The organism is Mastigocoleus testarum BC008, assembly GCF_001456025.1.
GTDB classification, from domain to species: Bacteria; Cyanobacteriota; Cyanobacteriia; order Cyanobacteriales; family Nostocaceae; genus Mastigocoleus; species Mastigocoleus testarum.
On the sequence record NZ_LMTZ01000034.1, the window covers coordinates 1 to 22,034 of the forward strand.

Below are 22,034 nucleotides of genomic sequence, written 5' to 3' on the forward strand. Positions count from 1 at the left end.
TTGGAACACTGCGAGAAGCCATGGAGCATGTCTTGACTTTAGCGTCCTAGCTAACCTGGCGGTTGCTATATTTAGTTAAAGACCCCGAAATATCCCTTTCTATAATGCTGCAAAGGTTGCAAGAGCAAAAATTAGCAGCAGAAGCCCTACAAGACCGGAAAACTCTCAATTCAACTCAACTGGGTGTTCAAGCCGCGTTTGCTTTAACTTGGGAAAAACTCGAACCCCTAACGCAACAATTAGGAAAATTTTTAAGTTTATTTTCTCCTCAATCAATTCTTTGGAACTTGGTTGTTTGGGTAGCTATAGAAGATGATAAAGAACAAGAAGAAAAACAACTAACTTGGTCAGAACAAGAGTTAAACGAAGCGAGAAAGCAACTCTACGAACGCAATTTACTCCAACTCCTTGAAGAAACATCAGGATATTACAAAATTCATTCCCTAGTACGGTGGTTTTTGCAAGCACAATTAGCAAAATCTAGTAAAAAATTAGTTCTGGAAAGAAGATTCGCGATTGCGATGATAAGTATTACCAAAAATATTCTCCAATCACCAACTTCTGAAGATATTAAATTATTGGAAATTACAAATCCTTATCTGGAAGAGTTGGGAAGAAGTTTAATTGCAGAAATTGCAGAACAAATAAATTACCCTAGATCAGTTCTTGAGGAAAAAGTTGTTCTTAAAGAAGAAGTTATCTGGGTATTTGTAGGGGTTGGAAAATTTTATGAAGAACAAGGATTGTATGAATTAGCAGAACCTTGGTATAAACAATGTTTACGAGTTTGCAAGGTTCTTTTTGAAGGCGATCATCCAGATGTGGCTACTAGTTTAAACAATCTAGCATTCCTGTACTCAAGCCAAGAAAGGTACACAAAAGCCAAACCCCTTTATCAACAAGCCCTCCAGATGAGAAAGCGCCTGTTTCAAGGCGACCATCCAGATGTGGCTACTAGCTTGAGTGATTTAGCACTCCTGTACTCAAGTCAAGGAAGGTACACAGAAGCCAAACCCCTTTATCAACAAGCCCTCCAGATGAGAAAGCACCTGTTTCAAGGCGACCATCTAGATGTGGCTACTAGCTTGAACAATTTAGCATTGCTGTACTCAAAGCAAGGAAGGTACCTCCAAGCCGAACCCCTTTATCAACAAGCCCTGAAGATGTGTGAACGGGTGTTAGGAGTAAATCATCCCACTACAGTAACAGTGCGAAAAAATTTGACAGCCTTACAAGTTCAACAAACTCCAATTGGTATTTTGAGGCGCTGGCTGGGTAATTTTGTGGGAATTTTGTTGCTGATCGCAATTTTACCGTTTTATCTACTGTGGTTATTTGCCAAGGGAATTTTTACCTTTACCTTGCGTCAGTTAAGAAGATGAAGCTTGGTAATTTACTTTCACCCAAAATCCTTGTAGAGACGCGAAATAATGACCTTACGGTCACGCTGGAGGCTTACGCCGACGCCGTAGGCTCTAGCTGCGCTACCTACGGATCCGCTAACGCGTCTCTACTACAGATCGTCACATAATATAAAACGAAACTTAAAAAAGTAACGAATTTTACATTTTTCCAGAAAAGTAGAAGAAAAAAAGCTAGGCTGGAATTAAATATCTTATCAGCGGTAACCCCGCAACTATCAGAAAATATTATGGTTTCTTCTCCTTCATTACCCTTAGAAACTCCAACTCCAGCCCATATTTGTCCCTTTGATCAAGCTTGTAGCTACTTAGACCAAGCCGGGAAAGAATTAAAGTTAGAAGCAGGTCTATTAGAAATATTGAGTAATCCCCGCAAAGTTGTTACTGTATCTATTCCCATCAAGCGAGATAACGGCAACATCCAAGTTTTGGCGGGACATAGGGTACAACATTGCGATATTTTAGGTCCATATAAAGGTGGTATTCGCTATCATCCTGCAGTAAGTCTGCGGGAAGTTTCGGCATTAGCAATGCTGATGACTTGGAAGTGTGCACTTGTGGGTATTCCCTATGGTGGAGCCAAGGGAGGAATTGCAATTAACCCCAAAACCTACAGCGTCGGTGAATTAGAACGGATATCTCGACGTTATATCAGCGAGTTAATAAAAGATATCGGTCCCGAAGTTGATATCCCCGCACCAGACATGGGTACATCTGCGCGGGAAATGGCGTGGATGATGGATACATATTCTGTCAACATGGGTCATGCTGTACCCGGAGTCGTTACGGGTAAACCCATATCTGTCGGTGGTTCCCGAGGACGGGAAATGGCGACGGGACGCGGTGTAATGATTACTGTCCGGGAAGCGCTTGCAGATCGGGGTCAGTCCCTCAAAGGTGCGAAAATTGCCATTCAAGGTTTTGGTAATGTCGGTGGTGCTGCAGCTTTCTTGTTACATCAAGCAGGAGCAAAAATTATTGCAGTTTCTACCGGTGCGGGTGGTGTTTATTCAGAAGTTGGTTTGGATATTCCCGCTTTACTTACCTACGCAAAGGAAAACCGTCGCAACCTAGTTGCTTTTCCCCAAGCCAAACCTATTAGTAATCCAGATTTGCTAGCTTTACCCTGTGATGTCTTAATTCCTGCAGCCTTAGAAAATCAAATTACCGATGAGAATGTTGATCGCATAAAAGCGGATATTATCGCCGAAGCTGCGAATGGACCAGTAACCCTTGAAGCAGACCAAGCATTAACAGCGCGGGGAGTTACTATATTACCAGACATCCTAGCTAACGCTGGTGGTGTGGTCGTCAGTTATTTAGAGTGGGTGCAAGGTCTTTCTTTCTTATTTTGGGACGAGCAACGCGTCAACCAAGAAATGGAAGAATTGATGGTGCGAGCATATCGTGAAGTTATCGCACAATCAAAAGCCAGAAAAATTCCTTTAAGATTAGCAGCTTACGTCCTAGGTGTAGGGAGAGTCGCTCAAGCATTACGCGATCGCGGTCTGTATCCTTAGAATTATCAGTTATTAGGGAACGGGGAACAGGGAATGGGAAATAAGTAATGCGACTGTATAGGGAAGATGTAAAGAATTTTGGATCTATCACCAATTACCAATTACCAATTACCTATTACCCATTACCTATTACCTATTACCCATTACCTATCTTTGATATTCAGTACCACTCGCACTAAAACCTTGTTCTTGTGTACGAACGTTACCGTTATTGCGATCGCTAATAATGAAATCGATTTCGCCGAAAGGAATAAATCTTACGTAATATGCAAATCGGTCTTGATGTGCGATGTAGCTAATTGATTCATCATCGCGATAAATTTGGGGAATTCTTGCAACAGCTATTCCGTTGGGGTCTGTAACCTGCGATCGGTTATCGTAGACATTCATGTAGACTTGTCCGTCTTCTTCATAAACCCTCACAGTCTTACTATCAGTTTTGAAACGTAACCGAGTATCTGTATCAGATGGATTAGGATTGCTGTTCAAGTTCACTCTAATTACATCTTCCCGTACCCAACCAATATCATTTGCTCCCGAACCAAATTTTATTTGATACCAGGTGTAGGTATCACCAGCAGGCTGACTTTTACTGAAGATTTCAACTTTATCCCCATCTCTTCCTTGGGTGATTATGCCATCACTCAATGATGGACCCAAACGAATATTTACCCTATTCTCGGTTTGTGAGTTGGTTCTGAGAACACCGGTACCGCTTAAAGCAACTTCTTGTCCATTCATAATTTTAAGATTTCATCATATCTAGCACTATTTTTCCCTACAAGACTTCAGAGTGGGATTTTAGAAATATTCGAAAATAAAGAAATATTTGACAAGAATATTTATAGATTTGAGGATAAACTCCAGAAATCCGAGCAAATTTGTAAGATTGCTCGGAAAATCTTGATGAGATACTTAATAAAAAAATGAAATAACCAATCAAGAATAGACTACTGCTAAAAATCAGAAAATCTTGATATTTAAGATTATTTAATAAAAATCAGTGATTTCCCTGAAATAAATTGCTTTTGCTTATGGTTATGATATTTTCCCCGATCTGGAAATTATATTTTGTGTTTTGTAGACCATTAAAGAGGCGTGAAGTTTCTCGTCTCTACAGTAGGGATGAGTGTATTTATGATGCACTCCTTATATTACCTGGGTTAGGGGAGCGGTGAAAATACGTAACCCAACCCTTTCTTTCGTCTGAGACTTGCTACAAGTATCAATTGTTTCCTGAAAACATAAAATAGCAGCCAGCGATCGTGAACTAAAAGAAAAATTAATTTCCCAATCGCTAATCCCCAATGCCCAGTCGCCAGTCGCCAGTCGCCAATCCCAATTAAAATTAATCTAACTAACACTTGTAAGATATTAATCTAACCGTGCTGCAGCCAGATTTATTAGGCTTAGAAATTTCTAAAGGGGAATTAAGACACTTAAGTGGATTTGACCCCGATGATATTTTTCGACCTTCTATTTTTAAAAATCGCCAAAAGCGACTGAATTTTTTTATTAATGAATTAATTGTGGCGCTAGCCCTAACTCCAATAGTTATTGGATTTATTTATGCATTTATTATTTTACCAATAATTGGTTCTTCCATTAAACTAGCAATTCTATTGTTAATCGTTGTTCCCACACTAGTTTTTCTTGGAAGATGGTTGTGGCGACGCAAGGTTTCTCCACAAAGTCTGGCAAAACTTTTAGATGAAGTTGATGAATATCATAAACTAATCGAAGCCATAGATATTAACGACCAATTAGCAAGTTCGGGAAATTTACAAAGTAATCTCGAAGACCGAGAAAAAGTAATCGCCGCTTTAAAATTAATCAGAGAAGATTTAGTTCGGGCTTTGAAAACAGAGCGAATTTTACGGGATAATAAAAAGTTAATTGCTCAGAAGCATGAATTATTAATTGATAATTTATCTAATCTGCAAGCCTTACAAGCTAGTTCAGAAGCCAGCGAATACGCTCAACTTTTGAATCAATCTTTGCAGATAGCTCTTGACGTGCAAGACCAAATTAGAAAATTACGAAAAATGTAAGCGGGAAGTTTCCGTGGAGTCAATCTCCATAAATTAATCTGTTTCGAAGAAGATGAATTCTTCGAAAAGCCAATCTTTTTCGAAAACCCCATCTTTTTAGAATTGCAGTCGCGCCGTTAACTCTTAGCCGTTGACTTTAACATGAATTCCAAACCAAAAATAATTGTTTTAGATGACGATCCCACAGGTTCGCAAACAGTTCATAGTTGTTTGTTGCTGATGCGTTGGGATGTGGAAACTTTATGTCGGGGACTCAGGGATGATGCGCCAATTTTCTTTATTTTAACCAATACAAGGTCTTTGACCCCAGAACAAGCAGCCTCTGTAACTAAAGAAGTTTGTCAAAATTTAAAACAAGCATTGGAAGAAACCCAAACTAAAGATTTTCTGGTAGTTAGTCGCTCTGATTCAACGTTGCGGGGACATTATCCCATCGAAACTGACGCGATCGCTGAAGAATTAGGATCCTTTGACGCTCATTTTCTAGTACCAGCTTTTTTTGAAGGCGGGCGGGTAACTCGTGATAGCATACATTATTTAATCATTGATGGCGTTCCCACACCAGTGCATGAGACTGAATTTGCCCGAGATTCTGTATTTGGCTATCACTATAGCTATCTACCAAAATATGTCGAAGAAAAAACCGCTGGAAAAATTAATTCAGACTCAGTAGAAAGATTTTTATTAGAAGATATTCGTACTGGAAGTCTGGAACGCTTGATGAGTTTAAGCGACAATCAATGTGCTGTAGTTGATGGTGAAACCCAAGCCGATCTGAATTTATTTGCTCGAGATTTGCTCAGTGCTGCAAGTCAAGGAAAACGTTTTTTGTTCCGTTCGGCAGCAAGTATCTTGACAGCATTAGCCGCTTTACCTTCCCAACCAACCGCTCCTGAAAATATGTCTGATTACGTCAGAGATGGTAATCCAGGAGCTGTAATTGTTGGTTCACATGTAAAAAAGACAACTCAACAATTAGAAGTACTGTTGCAAACTGCTGGCACTGCCGGTATAGAAGTGAATGTATCCCGCTTAGCTAATGATGCTGGTAATACATCTGCTAAACTGCTAAGCGAAATTCTCGAAAAAGTTAACGCAGCATATCAATCTGGAAAAACACCAGTAGTATATACTAGCCGCGAAGAACTTACTTTTGAGGATGTCACAACAAGGTTGCAATTTGGAGAAAAAGTTTCCAACTTGTTAATGGATATTGTTCGCGGTTTACCATCTGATATAGGATTTTTAATCAGCAAAGGGGGAATTACTTCTAATGATGTACTTAGCAAAGGTTTAAATTTGACTTGGGCGCGCTTGCTCGGTCAAATTTTACCTGGTTGTTCAATAATTTTGACAACTGCGGAGCATCCTCAGTTTCCGAATTTACCTGTAGTACTTTTCCCAGGTAATGTTGGTGATGCTGATGCTCTAAGCCTGACTTATAGAAGACTCAGGAAACCAAATACCTAGGAAATAAAAAACTTAGGAAACCAAAACTCAGAGTCAATTAGTGTAAATATTTTAACTAAAAAGTCATTATAGTTGCTCTGGGATAATCGATCGTCCTTCATAATTACTAGGTTACTACCTCTGTTTTGGCTGGTGTTGCATGACTTCCGATTCCGTCATTCCCGATTTAGATTCTAATTCTGCCATCCCTGATGTAGAGTCACAATCTGATGTGTCTGATATAAAGCCAAAATCAAAAGCTGCTGTTGATGGAGAATCAAAATCCACTGTTTCTAGTCTCGAGTTAAAAGCTAACAACACAGATGTTAAATCTTCCAGTCCCAGGCTAAAACCTGAAACTTCTGAAGATGAATCAAAATCTAATGAATCAAAATCTAATAACTCGAAACCCACTAACGCCATCTCTGAATCTCAAGAAGGCGAAATAGATACTGAGACTAACAGTATACAACTATACGATACAGCACTGCAAGAGAACAGTCTGAGAAACGATGTCCAAGTTCAGTTTAAAACTGAAGGTGGAAGACTGTTACTAATTTTGCCTACCCAATCAGAACTCAGTAATGCGGAACATCATTGGTTAGAAATTTGGCAACAAATTAAGGTGCGATTGAATGCCAGCTATCGCTTACGAACGCCAAATACCAACTTACATCTGGTAGCAGGCGATCGCCTTTTAGATGGCAGACAACTACAACAGTTAGCAGAGACTTTAAGTGAATTCCAAATCCAACTAAAATCAGTATCTACTAATCGTCGTCAAACAGCAATTGCTGCAGTTTCTGCAGGTTATTCGGTGGAACAAATGCAAGCACCCAAGGCTTTAAGTTCCGAGCCGAAACATGCAACTGCTCCAGGTGCTGCACTCTATATGCAGATGACAGTCCGTTCTGGAATTGAAATTCGTCATCCTGGAACAATAGTTGTTTTGGGTGATGTCAACCCAGGAGGGATTGTAATTGCTGATGGCGATATTTTAGTTTGGGGTCGTTTACGTGGTATTGCTCATGCTGGGGCTAAGGGTAACCGCGAATGCCAAATTATGGCACTGCAAATGGAACCAACCCAGTTAAGAATTGCAGATGCTGTAGCCAGAGCGCCAGAAAAATCTCTGACGCAATTTTATCCAGAAGTGGCTTACGTCACCCTAGAAGGAATACGTGTAGCTAGGGCTACTGATTTTACCAGGACGCAGTTACCCAAAACCGATTTGGAGCTGTAAATCTTTTATTCTATATATTGCTAATTCCTCATCGAGCGTGCTCATATCATGACCCGTATTATTGTCATTACCTCCGGTAAAGGAGGGGTAGGTAAAACGACTGTTACAGCCAATCTGGGTATGGCGTTAGCCAAAATCGGAAGTCAAGTTGCTTTAGTTGATGCTGATTTTGGTTTGCGTAATTTAGATTTGTTGTTAGGTTTGGAAAACCGCATCGTTTACACGGCTGTGGAAGTTTTAGCTAGAGAATGTCGTTTGGAGCAAGCTCTAGTCAAAGATAAACGACAACCAAATTTAGTTCTACTTCCAGCATCTCAAAATCGTACTAAAGATGCAGTTTCTCCCGAACAAATGAAATTACTTGTCAATGCTCTAGCACAAAGATATAAATATGTTTTAATTGATAGTCCTGCAGGCATTGAAAATGGTTTTAAAAATGCAACTGCTCCTGCAAAAGAGGCCTTAATTGTAACAACTCCAGAAATTGCAGCCGTTCGCGATGCTGACAGGGTAGTTGGGTTATTAGAAGCACAAGGTATTAAGCGTATCCACTTAATCGTAAATCGGATCAGACCCGCAATGGTACGAGTCGATGATATGATGTCAGTGGAGGACGTTCAGGAACTTTTAGCGATTCCACTAATTGGAATTATCCCTGACGATGAACGTGTAATCGTTTCAACCAACCGCGGTGAACCATTAGTGTTATCATCAGAGAATTCTTCTTTAGCTACTGTAGCTTTTGAAAATATTGCCCGCAGATTGGAAGGAGAAACGGTTGAATTTCTCGATCTTGATTCACCCAACGACAACATCTTCTCCCGTCTCCGAAGATTGTTGTGGACAAAGATACTGTAATATTTAAACACTTGTGCTCAAGCACTAATGGCTACAATGATTCTCGAACTTCTTGAACGACTTCTGTTTCGCACTAGTGGAAACAGTCGCGATCATGTCAAACGTCGCCTACAATTGGTGATTGCTCACGATCGCGCCGATTTAAGTCCTGAAATGTTAAACCAAATGCGGCAAGAAATCCTACAAATTGTTTGTCGCTATGTGGAAGTAGAGTCGGATGGTTTGGAATTTTCGTTAGAAAGTAATGATCGCACTTCTGCTTTAATTGCTAACGTACCGATACGCAGAGTTAAGGAAGCTGATAGCCAGGTTAATAGCCAGGGTAATACTAGCGAAGCTTCCCAATAACTTTTCTAATTAGTACTTGTATTTTTCCCTGTGTTGAAATTATCACAATGTAACTTTAATTAACAAATCAAAGTTAGGCAGCATATCAAATTTAGAGAAAATTTTAGGGATGTTGCAATGCAAAATCTCGGTAGAAACTGATGAATAATATTACTCATGAGTTGAAATATAGCACTACGTAACAAGGCTAGAAGATTAGTAAATTCTGTTTGTCTTACAGCTACGCTACCTTATGGATCCGCTAACGTCGTAGAGACGCTAAAAGCTATCATTTGTAAGCTTTTATTGGTGTCTAGCGTTAGAAGCATCTACGATGTTAGTGATAGCGTGACGTTAGTTATATGGCTTTGTCATGTTCTAACCGCAGTGTAGGTATTGCGTGACTGCAGGTCATATTTGATTTTGCTGAGCTACCTATAGCTATAGCTGCGCTACCTATAGCTGCGCTACCTACGGATCCGGAGCCGCTACCTACGGATCCGGAGCCGTTACGCTTTGCTAGCCGCTAAGCGCTAATATAGTCAGATGCGTGCAATCTACCAAGCTACCGCTAAGGTTTAACATCCGGCTCTGACGCGGTCACTTTTGACTTTTTACTTGCGCGTAGCTCTATACCCATAAAAAAATACCCGTTATTGCTGTTTGTTAAGCATAACGGGAAATTATTGATATTTAATATTTATCAACTCTTTTATCTGTAAGCGACCTCTGACTGATCCCAAACATCGGAAACTTTACTACCAAATGTAATTGGTTGGTCTAATTTTTCTGCTGCAAATGTTTGACCATCATTGGATACTGCAACTAAAGGCCATTCCTCTTCACCTAGTTCGCCAGTGCGGAAGAGAACATTATCAGGTTGAGATTGACTCCAACCCAACATCACTGCTACTTGCTCGTGGGAATCTCTTTTATTTTCTGGAGATATTTCGTCAACGTTATTTTTTTGTCGGTTCCAGATAACTGCACTATCTGAACCGTCTGATGTTTGAAATTTAGATACAAAAGAACGAGCTAAGAAGCGATCGCCTTGTTTCGACCAACTCACAGGAACTAACACCCCTAAAGTTCCCTGACCATTTCGGTCTGCTTGGTCATGCTTAACTTTCAGTAAGACATCTGTATTACGAGAAGTTGAAGATATTACCCGTAACTGTTTTGTTTTTCTATCTTCAATAAATAAAACGCTGCTCACACGACTTTTATGTAGTTCGGGCTCAGCCTCTAGCTGTACTCGGCTGTAAACAGCATATCTACCATCTGGAGAAACCACAGGTACACTGCGGTAGTAACGAACTCCTGAACCACCTTTAGCGCTCATTTTCTGTTGAGTATCCATAATCCATTTCCAAGGAATGGGATGGGGACTTGCTAATGGATCTTGTTGTTGTGCTGCTAAGCTTTCTGGGTCTGGCTCCTCTTGAACTGGTATCTGCTTGATTTCAGACTCTACAGCTTTTGCCCAAGGAGCAACCGAATCTCCATCTAAAGATTCAACTCTTACTAAAGTTTGCACCTTGTGTGATTTTAAGCGAGCAACTAGCTTGCGGTCACTAGGAATTTCCTTGCTTGACCAGGAAGCTGCATTTGCATTGGTTGATGGCGCTAATTCAACAGCCGCTAATAATTCATTGTCAGTTGTGTCTTCCGTTTGGTCACTATTTTCAGCTTCTGACAAAAAATCAATAGCATCCGCCTGAATAAGTCTTGGTTTACCAACCGCAGCAATAGAAATTGGTACTGAATTAAATTGATTAAATGTGGAGTCAATTTGGGAAACTAAACGATCTCGATTAAGATCGGTATCCCCAGAAACAAGTGTAGATATTAACTCAGGTTCTAAATTTTCTCTGTCTGAGTGAATACTACTAGCCAGCTGTGATTGTTTTGCAGAACTAGAACTACCTGATGCAGCAACTAGTGGAGCAATAAAAACGACAACTAGAACATATTTTAAGAACGGTTGCACGCGGAACCATCCTGATAATAAAAGGGATTTAAGCATCTAACTTTGACTCTCTAAAAGGGGTTGCGGTGTGAGGTTCAAGACTTAGGGGGGGACCACAGGGAACACTACAAATACTTGTATAACAAAGAACTTAGATATTTATAGCTATAGTTTACTCAATTTACATAAATTTCGCACATTTCTGGAAAATCATGTATCATGAACTACTGCATGTCAGGTTACGATGCTGATAAAAAACCAATCTCCCAGTATCGTCGGAATACTAACAATTTGATAATTCTTGCGTTGCAGAAGTTTTGCCCCCCAACAAAACTAGGACTTGCACCTTTATCAACATAATGTCCAATTATCGATACTTGAAGATTCCTATCCTCCCGATACCCCCGATTTATTGGAGGATTTGTGTAAATCCTTAAACTTAACTGATGGGTCAGAAAAGTTTGATTTCTATTAAGTCTTTATTTATTACGAACATCTAGTTGGATTTTCAAATATAGCAAACAACTAGTGAAGTTGAACGCTGGAATTGGATCTGATTGCTGAAAGTAAAATCTATTTATTTATGGAATTACCAGGTTCGCAGAACAAATGTTTGGTAAGAGCACCAGCTGATTTGAGTTATAGAAAATACAAAGCCTGGTCGCGCTTAAGATTTCCTGAAATATCACTTTGAAAATTGTCACTTGCTATTTAACTCAAAATAGCTTTCACAAGGGGAAAAACCGATTCACGTGTCTAATCGCGAAACCGAACCAAGCTCAAGTACGATATTTCTACTTAGCGACAGACTCTGACCATCTTATAACCTTGATGTATATACAACGAATATAATTAGGTTATTTCCTTATCAAGAGTAGATGCATTAGAAGCTTATATTTAATTTTTGCTTCTCCCCCGTAATCATATCAAAATATGCTTTGTTCGGCAATAACGAAACTAAATCTTTATTTACTTCACAAAGTAGTTTTAAATGGAATATTTTATAGGCTAGAAAAATATATATTTCGTAAAAGTGACTATATAATTACTTAGTATCTGCTGCTATTAACAGCTTTTTTAAATAATTTTTTCTTAAAACTGTTATTTCTTAGAGATGTTATTCCTTAGAATGTTTAAACAATGTAATACATGAGTAACAATTGAAACAGATATGTTTCGATTTAAATGATTGTGATGACGACTTATGTGAAGTATTTTATTTATTAATATTTGATTTGATTCATCAGGCTTGAGTTACAAAAGCTTTACTTAACAAAGGTTTAGTTTTTCTAAGACATAAAACTATATTTGATTTGTTTTACTTGGTTTGTTCTACTTACTTTGCTCTACATTTAATTGCTAATTTTGTGGTTACAGGGCATAATAATCTTTCATTTTGTGTTTATTTTCATCCTATATTTATATTTTTCCTGATTTTCTAATCTATTGGTGAATTAAATACTTTAATTAGGCAAGACTAGTAATCGCTTGAAAAATACTTTACAAAGGTAGTGATAAATTTCACTTTAATTTTTATTTATATGACTATGTAGACTTTAAATGAGTTATGAGTTTATATAACTACGACTTTGTAGCGTTATAAAAAAGTATTTTTCAAAAATTACATTTCCTAATTGTACTATTGACTATTAGCTATTTATCCCTAATGATTAACTATTAATTATTTAGTTTTCATGAAGATGAGAGTAGTATTTTTTGGTACTCCTGACTTTGCCGTACCAACGCTGTTAAATTTGTTAGATAGATCGGAATTTGAAGTTTTAGCAGTTGTCACCCAACCTGACAAACGTCGTCACAGAGGTAATAAAGTAACCCCTTCACCAGTAAAAGAAGTTGCCTGTGCTCATAGTCTAACTGTACTGCAACCCCAAAAAATCAAAAAAGATCCTGAAGTTTTAGAGCTACTCCGTCAGTTTGAAGCCGATATATTTGTGGTAGTTGCTTATGGACAAATTCTATCTCAAGAAATATTAGATATACCTGCACAGGGTTGTATTAACGTACATGGGTCGATACTACCAAAATATCGTGGGGCTGCACCGATCCAATGGTCTTTGTACAATGGCGAGTCAGAAACTGGTATTACTACCATGCTAATGGATGCTGGGATGGACACCGGAGGCATGCTCATGAAAGCTACAACACCAATCGGTTTGCTTGACAATACACAGGATTTAGCACAAAAACTGGCTGCGAGTGGTGCGGATTTATTAGTAGAAACTCTGTTAAAACTGGAAAAGAAAGAAATTCAAGCAATAGATCAAAACGATTCTGAAGCAACCTATGCACCTTTAATAAAGAAAGAAGATTACCAGTTAGATTGGTCAGTGGGTGCTTTGCAATTGCACAATCAGATCCGGGCTTTTTACCCCAATTGCAACACTATTTTTCGCGAACAGCCACTTAAAGTTACTGCTACAATTCCTTTTTGTACTAATTTTGATGGTGAAGTTCCATCTGAAATGGAAGAAATTCAGCAGAAGTTACCTAAGTTACCGGAAGTATCCCCTAAACCGGGGGAAGTATTCAGCATCATAAAAGGAAAAGGTCCAGTAGTACAGACCGGTGATGGTTTATTGCTTTTATATCAGGTTCAACTTCCGGGTAAACGACCCCAATCTGGATGGGATTTTGTTAATGGTTGTCGCTTAAAGGTCGGAGAAATTTTAGGACCCAACTCCTAGAGGTTTTAATTTTCAAAGGTTTTAATTTTAATTCCATTGGAATAATTCAGGTTGATATATCCCAGGGAAGAGAAGTAGGAGACATTTTACTCACAGAAACTTCAGCATACTAAGCCAAATCCAGACGAATTTTGTTTCTCTTAATTTTTCTGATAATTCTAACAACCAAAAAATTAATTTACTTGTTAGAACATTTTAGTTTACTGATTATTATTCGATTTCTGGATTAGGGATTTGTTCTGAATTTTCCGTTTTTATATCTTATGTTTTTTAGATTCTGGATTTGTCCTAGACTCTAAAAACAAATATGAGTATAGTTGTCAGGATTTTTCGTAAAAGTTACAAGATTTACAAGGACCATCAGGATTGACTGCACAGCGGATCATTTCAGAACAAGCATTATAAGAACAACTTGCATCGCCAATGACCCAACGTCCATCAATCCAACTCTTCTCATCTGGTCTTGTCGCACACTGTACATAAAGAGCAATTTGGTGTAATTGGTAACGCCCTGTCTTCAATTGATAGCGATGACGGCGTTCCAATACAGTATAAGTCTGACCATAAAATTCAAGGTAGTTTCCTGGTTGTGGCATCCAATCAAGTTTTACTTTCCCTAAAGTCTGATGTGGATGTATCAAAATTATCTCTGTTGATAAAGAATCCGCTTCCATAGCTACTTGTAAAGATAGAAGGATAATAACGCAGCAACTTGTAATACCTTAACGATTTTATGTTACGTTTAGCAATTTTTTAAGTTTCAATTAAATTACAGCAATATATTTATCCCGATCGCGATTTAAATTAAATTTATACATAAACAAAATGTTCTAAAAGTAACAATCATTCGTCGATTAATGAAGTTATAAAAGTAAAAAAAAGATGAAAAAGTTATCTATTATTCTTGCTTAATTTTCTATTTCCCGATACCAGCAGCTTCGAGTAATAAAAATCACTCTATCTGTGATTTGTTTACTCTTAATGATTAAATTATCAATTAGATCGGACTAAAAATTTAGATAGAATATCTTGATTTTAAACTTTTGCCTAAGATTCTAGCTTATTTTATATTTTCTATCCTTTGATACAGTTATGAAGTTTTTTTTGGTGAAAAGATAGATATAGTTTTTCTTTAGATATCTATAAGTGATGTCAATAATTTTGTCTACTAATAATAGTTCTTGAAAAAGAAGGGTGGCATACTATTTTAAATAAAAACACTTGAGAATCATATGTATCATGTATATTCTTTGTAATCTGCACCAATTTGTATAGAATATCTTTCTAATAAATTTATTGCTACACTCCGATAACATGAGACTGAATAATTTTGGCTATAAAATATCAAAAATTTGGTGGTATTTAATTTTTATGTAAATTAGCAGACTTGAAAATTATCGTTCGCAAAGTTTTAATCACGATATATGTCAAGTTTTTGATTAATAGATATACAGCACACTAGTATTTTTATATACTTTAACTGAGAAGGATGTGATTACTGTTTGATTTAAATCATGGCGATTGTAAAACATACAGATGCTCAACTGAGAATTCGGTTTGTACCGAAGTTGATTTCGATGCTCTTTGGTTTTTGTACTTTACTGCTAATACCTCAATTAACCAAAGCCCTATCTCCTTTAACAAGAGCACATGTCCTGAGTTGTGAAAGATTTACGGGAAACGAGGGGAACTGTAAGTTATTAGGGTCGGAGTTTTTCAAAACGGAATTGAGAAAGATTCCCTTAGTGCAAATGCGAAAAGCTCAAATTATCAAAATTCCAGTGAATAATAGTGAGTCAGTATACCAGCAAATTGTTTTGCTCACACAAAAAGGTGGTGTACCGCTTCATTTCATCCGTACGGATAAATCTAACTTAGAAACGACAGAATTAAATGTGATCGCGCTCAAAATCAACAATTTTATCAATGACAAAAAGCAAAATTCTTTGATCGTTCACCAAGGTACGCCATTTATTGACTGGGTTTTTGCTGGGATAATTTTACTGAATGTTCTTTGGTTAGCTGCTTCTAGCGAGATTGTTACTTGGGATTTCGATTCTTCTCGAGATTCTATGATTTATAAAAGACGATGGTTACTATTTTTTACTACTACAGTGGAACATTCATTAACCGATATCGTTAGTGTTGATTTTGAAGAAAAATTAAGTCAAGGTTTAAAAGCCTACCGAGTAAAGTTACTAATTGCAAAGAATCAGACATTACCACTAAAAATATGTTATGGCAGTTATTTTTTGAGACAAGAAAACACCAAGAAAGTTACAGAAGTAATTGCAAGATTTATTAAGAAAAGACAAATAGTATCTCATACAAGCTAGTATTCTAATTATTACCAGTGTTTTTACCAGTGTATTTATACCGGTTTATATGCTTTAGCGATGTATTTACTAAGATTTAAAATTCACTACTGGTTTATATTTTCTTGAATGTTTTATTTGTCAGCATTGATTCATAAGCATTTTTGATATAGTGCCATATAAATAATTAGAGATTGTACATTGAAGATAAACTAGTATTTCCTCTTACAATTTAATAGAAAGTAGTTGCTGTTGTCCTAAAGGCGTAAAGTCAGCCATTACTGTAAAAGTCTTTTCCGAAGATTTTTTCATGGTGGTTGAAATCGGATCTACGAAATTTTAATTTGGGTCTTGTTACATTCTTTAAAGTTATGTAGCTGAATTATTACGCCGACTAGTGCACTGCGGTAGACTAAGCCTTGATTACGGATCTCTTCACAGAGAAGAACACTTAAAAAAGGAGCCTGTTTTTAATGTCTCATACCGTAAAAATCTACGATACCTGTATTGGCTGCACGCAGTGCGTTCGGGCTTGTCCTACCGACGTATTGGAAATGGTTCCCTGGGATGGTTGTAAAGCTGCTCAAATAGCTTCCTCCCCACGTACCGAAGATTGTGTAGGCTGTAAGCGTTGCGAAACTGCTTGTCCTACCGACTTTTTGAGCATTCGGGTTTATCTCGGAGCTGAAACCACCCGCAGCATGGGTCTAGCTTATTAAGAAATTCATTTAAGAAGAAGTCAGAATACAGAAGTCAGGAGACATGAGGAGCAATTATATTAGGCATTTAAATTCTAATGATTCTAAACTAATTGCGAAGATCGTGGAGATGCAGAACTTGTCCTAGCGGATGAGCATATTATTTTGCTTAGTTTTCCATGATTAATTTTGACTCCCGACTACTGAATCCTGACTCCTATCACATTTCGGTGGTGATTGAGTTTCTGAGCTACGGGATTTACGCATAGCCTCATAATTAATCCGGGCTGGAGGTATTTGTAACATTTATTAATGTTAAGTATTAATATCAAGTTTAAAAACCTCAGTTTCGCGTAAGTCCCTATAAAAGTTAACAATTAATTTACAAATAATAAGTAGTTTTACAGCTTGAATGTAAAAAATTCACTCGCCATCTATATTGGGATGGTGAGTGTTTCTTTATTTGGATTATAGTTATCATTTGATAGTTAATGCACAATACTTACAGTACGCTTACGCTAGGTCGTGCACGCTAGAGCCTGCGGCGTCGGCGTTAGCCTCTAGCGTGCGCGGTAGCGCATTAACTGATAACTGTTTGTGGCTCACCACACCATCTCTTTATAGGTTGTGGTCAACATAACAACTGCAACCAGCCAACCAATCAATCACTCATATAATGTTCGCTTAATTACTTATGAAAAAATATATTTGTAGCAACGCTTTAGCCCCAATATTTGTCTATCGCCCTAAAGCGCTACTACGAAACTTATTACAAGCGTTTTGCCGGACATGATATCACTAATTAATTAATTACTGTGCGGTAACATTATTTATTACCAATCTCCAATCCCCAGTCGCCAGTCACTAATCCCCAATGTCAATTATTTTCCGGAAAGCATCCAAATAATGTTGTTGAAGATTTCTATATAACAATTTGCCTTCAGGGTAGAAACTATACTTGTTAATAAATACTTGTATTCATGGTGTGAGTAAATGTGCGGAATAGTTGGGTATATTGGTACGCAAGCAGCTACAGAGATTTTATTGGCAGGCTTGGAGAAGTTAGAGTATCGAGGCTATGATTCTGCAGGATTAGCTACAATCTGGGAGGGTGAAGTTAATTGTGTCCGTGCAAAAGGAAAGTTACATAATTTACGTTCCAAGGTAGAAAATTTAGAAACTCCAGCCCCCATCGGGATTGGACATACGCGTTGGGCGACCCATGGAAAACCAGAGGAATATAACGCCCATCCCCATATGAACACTGCAATGCGAGTTGCAGTAGTGCAAAATGGCATTGTGGAAAATTACCGCGAGCTAAGGGAAGAACTCAAGTCTCAAGGTTATGAGTTTCTTTCGGATACGGATACGGAAGTTATCCCCCATCTAATTGCTCAGTTTCTCAAAGAAGAAAAGGCTTTGGGAGGAGAATCGAATTTTGATTCCCCCTTCTTTGAGGCGGTAAGGAAAACTGTTAATCAACTGACAGGAGCTTTTGCTCTTGCTGTTGTTTGCGCAGATTATCCCGATGAATTAATTGTGGTTCGTCAGCAAGCACCTTTAGTAATTGGCTTTGGTCAAGGTGAATTTTTTTGTGCTTCTGATACTCCAGCGATTTTATCCCACACTCGAGCCGTTCTCCCACTGGATAATGGAGAAATTGCTCGCCTAACTCCCTTGGGTGTTGAAGTTTATGATTTTAACGCTCGGAGGTTAAAGAAACACCCCCGGATGCTGAATATGAATCCCATGATGGTTGAAAAGCAGGGATTCAAACACTTCATGCTCAAAGAAATTTACGAACAACCGGGAGTGGTTAGAGATTGTTTAGAAGCTTATTTTAACAGTGATTGGATTGCAAATGATTCCAATGTTGCACCAATTAATCTGGGTTTACCTCCAGAGATTTACAATGATGTAGAACAAATTCAAATTGTTGCCTGTGGTACTAGTTGGCATGCAGCATTAATAGGTAAATATTTACTCGAACATCTTGCTCAAATTCCTACCCAAGTGCATTATGCTTCGGAATTCCGCTATGCACCATCGCCGTTAACTCCGAATACATTAATTATTGGTGTTACCCAATCTGGGGAAACTGCAGATACACTTGCAGCTTTGGAAATGGAAAAGGAACGGCGTAAAGAACAGCAACCGAAGTTTCAAGCGCGACTTTTGGGGATTACCAACCGTCCTGAAAGCAGTTTGGGTCGAATGCTACCCAATATTATCAATACTTTAGCAGGAATTGAAATTGGTGTGGCGGCGACTAAAACTTTTGTCGCTCAAGTAATGGCGTTCTATGCTTTAGCTTTAGATTTAGCATATCTGCGTAAAACAGTTTCTTCTGCTAAATTACAAGAAATCATTAACGGGTTGCGTCAGATCCCAGGAGAAATTGAAGGATTATTAGAAACTCAAGAAAAATATATAGAAGAATTAGTCCATGAGTTCAACGAAACCAAGGACTTCATCTTTTTAGGTAGGGGAATTAACTTCCCGATCGCTTTGGAAGGAGCATTAAAATTAAAGGAAATCAGCTACATTCACGCCGAAGGTTATCCCGCTGGGGAAATGAAACATGGTCCCATTGCATTGTTGGACGAGAAAGTTCCAGTAGTTGCGATCGCAATGCCTGGTACTGTTTACGAAAAGGTGATTTCTAACGCCCAGGAAGCCAAAGCTCGGGATTCTCGATTAATTGGGGTGACACCAATTAGAGATGGAGAAGCTGGAGATATCTTTAACGATTTGATTCCGGTTCCTGCAGTAGATGAATTACTTTCTCCCATACTTGCAGTCATACCTCTGCAATTGTTGGCTTATCATATTGCTGCTCGTCGCGGTTTGGATGTCGATCAACCGAGGAATTTGGCCAAGAGCGTGACGGTGGAATAGTTGAAATTGTATTCCTACAAGTGTTGTGGAGGTACAAAAAAGTTGGAAAATAAGCAAAAAAGTTGGAAAGTGAACAAAAAAGTTGGGAAATAACTTTTGTGGGTAGATAACTCACATCTTTTGAAATGTGATAAATTCTATGAATTGCAACTCTTGTAGAATAAAAATTTGAGCAAATTCTCCAAATTTTTTATCTTTAAAAAACGTTGTTTAGCCTTGTGACGCGCTACGCAAACGTAAGCTTGAGAAACTTCCCAACTTTTTTTTTACTTTTGAGATAGACAACGTATTTAAGAAAGTTACAGTGGCTGAAATTTTCTAACTTTTTTGTTTATCTGAACTTGGCGGTCAATTTTTTACCTTGAGTAGCCTATCTTCTGACTCCCAAAAAATGGGCGAAGGAGTTATAACTCAAATCTAAATCGAGGAGATGTACCTTAAGCACAAGTCACGGTCACGGCAAGATATGAGTCTACAGGAATATCAAATTGTCACTCTTTTAGTAAATTTTGTATGCTAGTTACCAATAAAAACAGCATAAAAGCAATAACAAATGAACGCTGGAAAATTAATTAGTAATCGCTATCTAATTCAGAGGTTTCTTGGACAGGGTGGCTTTGGGCGAACTTATTTAGCATATGATACCCAACGTTTTGGCGAAGCTTGTGTATTAAAAGAATTTGTACCTGCAAACAGAGGAAAAGAAGTTTTTCGTAAATCTCAGGAGTTATTCGAGAGAGAAGCAAAAATCTTATATAACGTGGATCACCCACAAATTCCAAAATTCATTTCTTGGTTTACAGATCAACAAAGGCTTTTCATTGTACAAGAATATATTGAAGGTAAAACATATTCTCAAGTTTTGCAGGAACGCATTTCTCAAACAGGGAAGCCATTTTCTGAAGCTGAGGTAAATCAGTGGTTGTGGGATATGCTACCAGTTTTAGAGTATATCCATAAACGTAATCTAATTCACCGAGATATTTCTTTAGACAATATAATGCTTCGAACAGACCAATCGAAACCAGTACTGATTGATTTTGGCTTAGCCAAAGAAAAAATCAGTAAGATTTGGTCTGTGAATAATACTAAACGGTCTTCCTTTGGTTCTGTTGTAGGTAAATGGGGTTATGCTCCTGTAGAGCAAATACGTAGAGGAGTGTGTTACTATTGTAGTGATATTTACACTTTAGGTGTTTGTGTTATCGTTCTCTTGACAGGAAAAGCACCAGATTTATTGTTAGACCGAAATTTTGATTGGCAATGGCATTCTTACGTAAAATTAAGCGACCGATTGACTGCTATACTTAATAAAATGTTAGCAGAAAAACCAGATGATCGCTATCAGTCAGCTAATGAAGTATTACGTGAATTAGAGTTACCAAATTTTATTGAAGAAAAAACTGCTATTAGTTCGGTCAAAAAAATAGAAATTAATATCGACCAAGTGAAGAGAAAACATGAAGTCGCTGAAATTTGCGCTTCGGATGAATTTAAGCTTATAGAGCAGAAAGTAAATAATTTGAAAAATAGGAGAAAAATATCTGAAAATATTTCGTTAGAAATACAACGTTCTGCAAATATAGTTTTTAATCAAAAATTTCCTAACCAGAATTCCTCTTCCAAACTTAAAGGAGATTTATTACAAACATCAATATCCCGACCGCTTGAACCAGAATTGATAATATCACAAATACCGATATCTCAGCCACTGGAACCAGAATTGATAATATCACAGACGCCAATATCTCAGCCACTTAATCCTGAATTTATAAACTATTGCGAACAGGAACTAAATCGTATCATTGGTCCTTTTGCTCATTTTGTGGTCAAAGATATTTTGGCTGAGTATCCACACATAAAGCAAGAACAATTTATCGAATCCCTTGCTTCAAAAATTTCTGACTCCAAAGGCTCACAAAATTTTAAACAACGTATTGAACAAGCTAAAAAATATCAGGTGATGAAATATGATAAGAAAAAAATGCAAGGAAATTCTGTAGCTTTGAACATAGAATTTATTGAGCATTGTCGACAAGAATTACTGCTTTGTCTTGGACCTGTCGCAAATTTTGTTCTTGATGATATATTGGATCAATCCCCAGAAATTAGTGTTGAGCAACTTATTAAGGCTTTAATTGAGGCTATTGGCGATCCTAAGCAAGTAGAAAAATTTAAAAAACGACTCCGGCTGCCAAAAATATAGTTAAATTTATTACATAACTTTTCAAGCTAATTAGCAAAAATAATAGTCTTTCTTATTTGCTTTTGATGCAAAATCAGATGATTAAGTTTACGTTTTTGGTTTGAGTGAAAGCACCAATATTCATGTCAATCACCACTAATATAAGTAGGACTTACGCAACGAAAATTTGCTGTTGTGACGGTCACCATGTGTAGGGTTAGTGCTATTACTAGTCCTTNGACAGATAGATTTTGTAGAGACGTTGCATGCAACGTCTCTACCGTAGAATCTGTTGCAATGATTTATTGAATTGGTATTAGCAAAGCTGTTAGTGATAGCGTGACGTTAATCATACAGCAGCTTAGAAGTAAATTAGGTACACTACTCCTTCCTCA

At 37.7% G+C, this 22,034-nt stretch carries 16 protein-coding genes; 12 read left to right on the forward strand and 4 right to left on the reverse strand.

The annotated features are described in order from the left end of the window. Positions 1-104 precede the first annotated feature (104 nt). A complete protein-coding gene (locus BC008_RS06805; protein WP_058183361.1) occupies positions 105-1,382 on the forward strand; it encodes a tetratricopeptide repeat protein in 1,278 nt (425 codons plus the stop codon). A gap of 269 nt (positions 1,383-1,651) precedes the next feature. After that, positions 1,652-2,941 (forward strand): Glu/Leu/Phe/Val family dehydrogenase, encoded by a 1,290-nt coding sequence (locus BC008_RS06810; RefSeq protein ID WP_027846964.1) that lies wholly within the window; start codon positions 1,652-1,654, stop codon positions 2,939-2,941. Positions 2,942-3,088: 147 nt separating this feature from the next. Here the strand turns inward: BC008_RS06810 and BC008_RS06815 are convergent, their stop codons facing one another. Together BC008_RS06815 and BC008_RS49305 are read right to left on the reverse strand one after the other, a co-directional pair. Next, complete coding sequence (locus BC008_RS06815; RefSeq protein ID WP_058183362.1) at positions 3,089-3,682, reverse strand: SH3 domain-containing protein; 594 nt, start codon at positions 3,680-3,682, stop codon at positions 3,089-3,091. A gap of 422 nt (positions 3,683-4,104) precedes the next feature. After that, entirely contained in the window at positions 4,105-4,305 is a 201-nt protein-coding gene (locus BC008_RS49305) for a hypothetical protein (protein WP_161938086.1), read from the reverse strand. A gap of 24 nt (positions 4,306-4,329) precedes the next feature. On the opposite strand from BC008_RS49305, the gene BC008_RS06820 reads away from it, so the two are divergent. The 5 genes from BC008_RS06820 to minE all read left to right on the forward strand — a co-directional run bounded on the left by BC008_RS06820 (position 4,330) and on the right by minE (position 8,890). Beyond that, a complete protein-coding gene (locus BC008_RS06820; RefSeq protein ID WP_027844161.1) occupies positions 4,330-4,992 on the forward strand; it encodes a hypothetical protein in 663 nt (220 codons plus the stop codon). A gap of 141 nt (positions 4,993-5,133) precedes the next feature. Then, the gene (locus BC008_RS06825) at positions 5,134-6,462 is read left to right on the forward strand and encodes a four-carbon acid sugar kinase family protein (protein WP_027844160.1); all 1,329 of its coding nucleotides are present in this window, start codon (positions 5,134-5,136) and stop codon (positions 6,460-6,462) included. 139 nt (positions 6,463-6,601) lie between these two features. Beyond that, positions 6,602-7,684 (forward strand): septum site-determining protein MinC, encoded by a 1,083-nt coding sequence (gene minC, locus BC008_RS06830; protein WP_027844159.1) that lies wholly within the window; start codon positions 6,602-6,604, stop codon positions 7,682-7,684. Positions 7,685-7,732: 48 nt separating this feature from the next. After that, entirely contained in the window at positions 7,733-8,542 is an 810-nt protein-coding gene (minD, locus tag BC008_RS06835) for a septum site-determining protein MinD (protein ID WP_027844158.1), read from the forward strand. 36 nt (positions 8,543-8,578) lie between these two features. Further along, a complete protein-coding gene (gene minE, locus BC008_RS06840) occupies positions 8,579-8,890 on the forward strand; it encodes a cell division topological specificity factor MinE (protein ID WP_027844157.1) in 312 nt (103 codons plus the stop codon). 691 nt (positions 8,891-9,581) lie between these two features. On the opposite strand, the gene BC008_RS06845 is transcribed toward minE, so the two are convergent. Next, a complete protein-coding gene (locus tag BC008_RS06845; RefSeq protein ID WP_027844156.1) occupies positions 9,582-10,895 on the reverse strand; it encodes a hypothetical protein in 1,314 nt (437 codons plus the stop codon). A 1,643-nt stretch (positions 10,896-12,538) separates the two neighbouring features. Here BC008_RS06845 and fmt point away from each other — a divergent pair. Then, positions 12,539-13,543, forward strand: coding sequence for a methionyl-tRNA formyltransferase (gene fmt / locus BC008_RS06850; RefSeq protein WP_027844155.1), 1,005 nt, complete (start codon positions 12,539-12,541; stop codon positions 13,541-13,543). A 320-nt stretch (positions 13,544-13,863) separates the two neighbouring features. Here fmt and BC008_RS06855 read toward each other — a convergent pair whose 3' ends face one another. Further along, positions 13,864-14,217, reverse strand: coding sequence for a DUF6464 family protein (locus BC008_RS06855; RefSeq protein WP_058183363.1), 354 nt, complete (start codon positions 14,215-14,217; stop codon positions 13,864-13,866). A gap of 840 nt (positions 14,218-15,057) precedes the next feature. On the opposite strand from BC008_RS06855, the gene BC008_RS06860 reads away from it, so the two are divergent. The 4 genes from BC008_RS06860 (at position 15,058) to BC008_RS06875 (ending at position 21,660) form a co-directional block, all read left to right on the forward strand. Further along, positions 15,058-15,879, forward strand: a complete 822-nt coding sequence (locus tag BC008_RS06860) for a hypothetical protein (protein WP_027844154.1) — start codon at positions 15,058-15,060, stop codon at positions 15,877-15,879. A gap of 452 nt (positions 15,880-16,331) precedes the next feature. After that, entirely contained in the window at positions 16,332-16,577 is a 246-nt protein-coding gene (gene psaC / locus BC008_RS06865) for a photosystem I iron-sulfur center protein PsaC (RefSeq protein ID WP_012411495.1), read from the forward strand. 972 nt (positions 16,578-17,549) lie between these two features. Continuing rightward, complete coding sequence (gene glmS / locus BC008_RS06870) at positions 17,550-19,454, forward strand: glutamine--fructose-6-phosphate transaminase (isomerizing) (protein ID WP_027844153.1); 1,905 nt, start codon at positions 17,550-17,552, stop codon at positions 19,452-19,454. Positions 19,455-20,007: 553 nt separating this feature from the next. After that, positions 20,008-21,660, forward strand: a complete 1,653-nt coding sequence (locus tag BC008_RS06875) for a serine/threonine-protein kinase (RefSeq protein WP_027844152.1) — start codon at positions 20,008-20,010, stop codon at positions 21,658-21,660. Positions 21,661-22,034 lie beyond the last annotated feature (374 nt).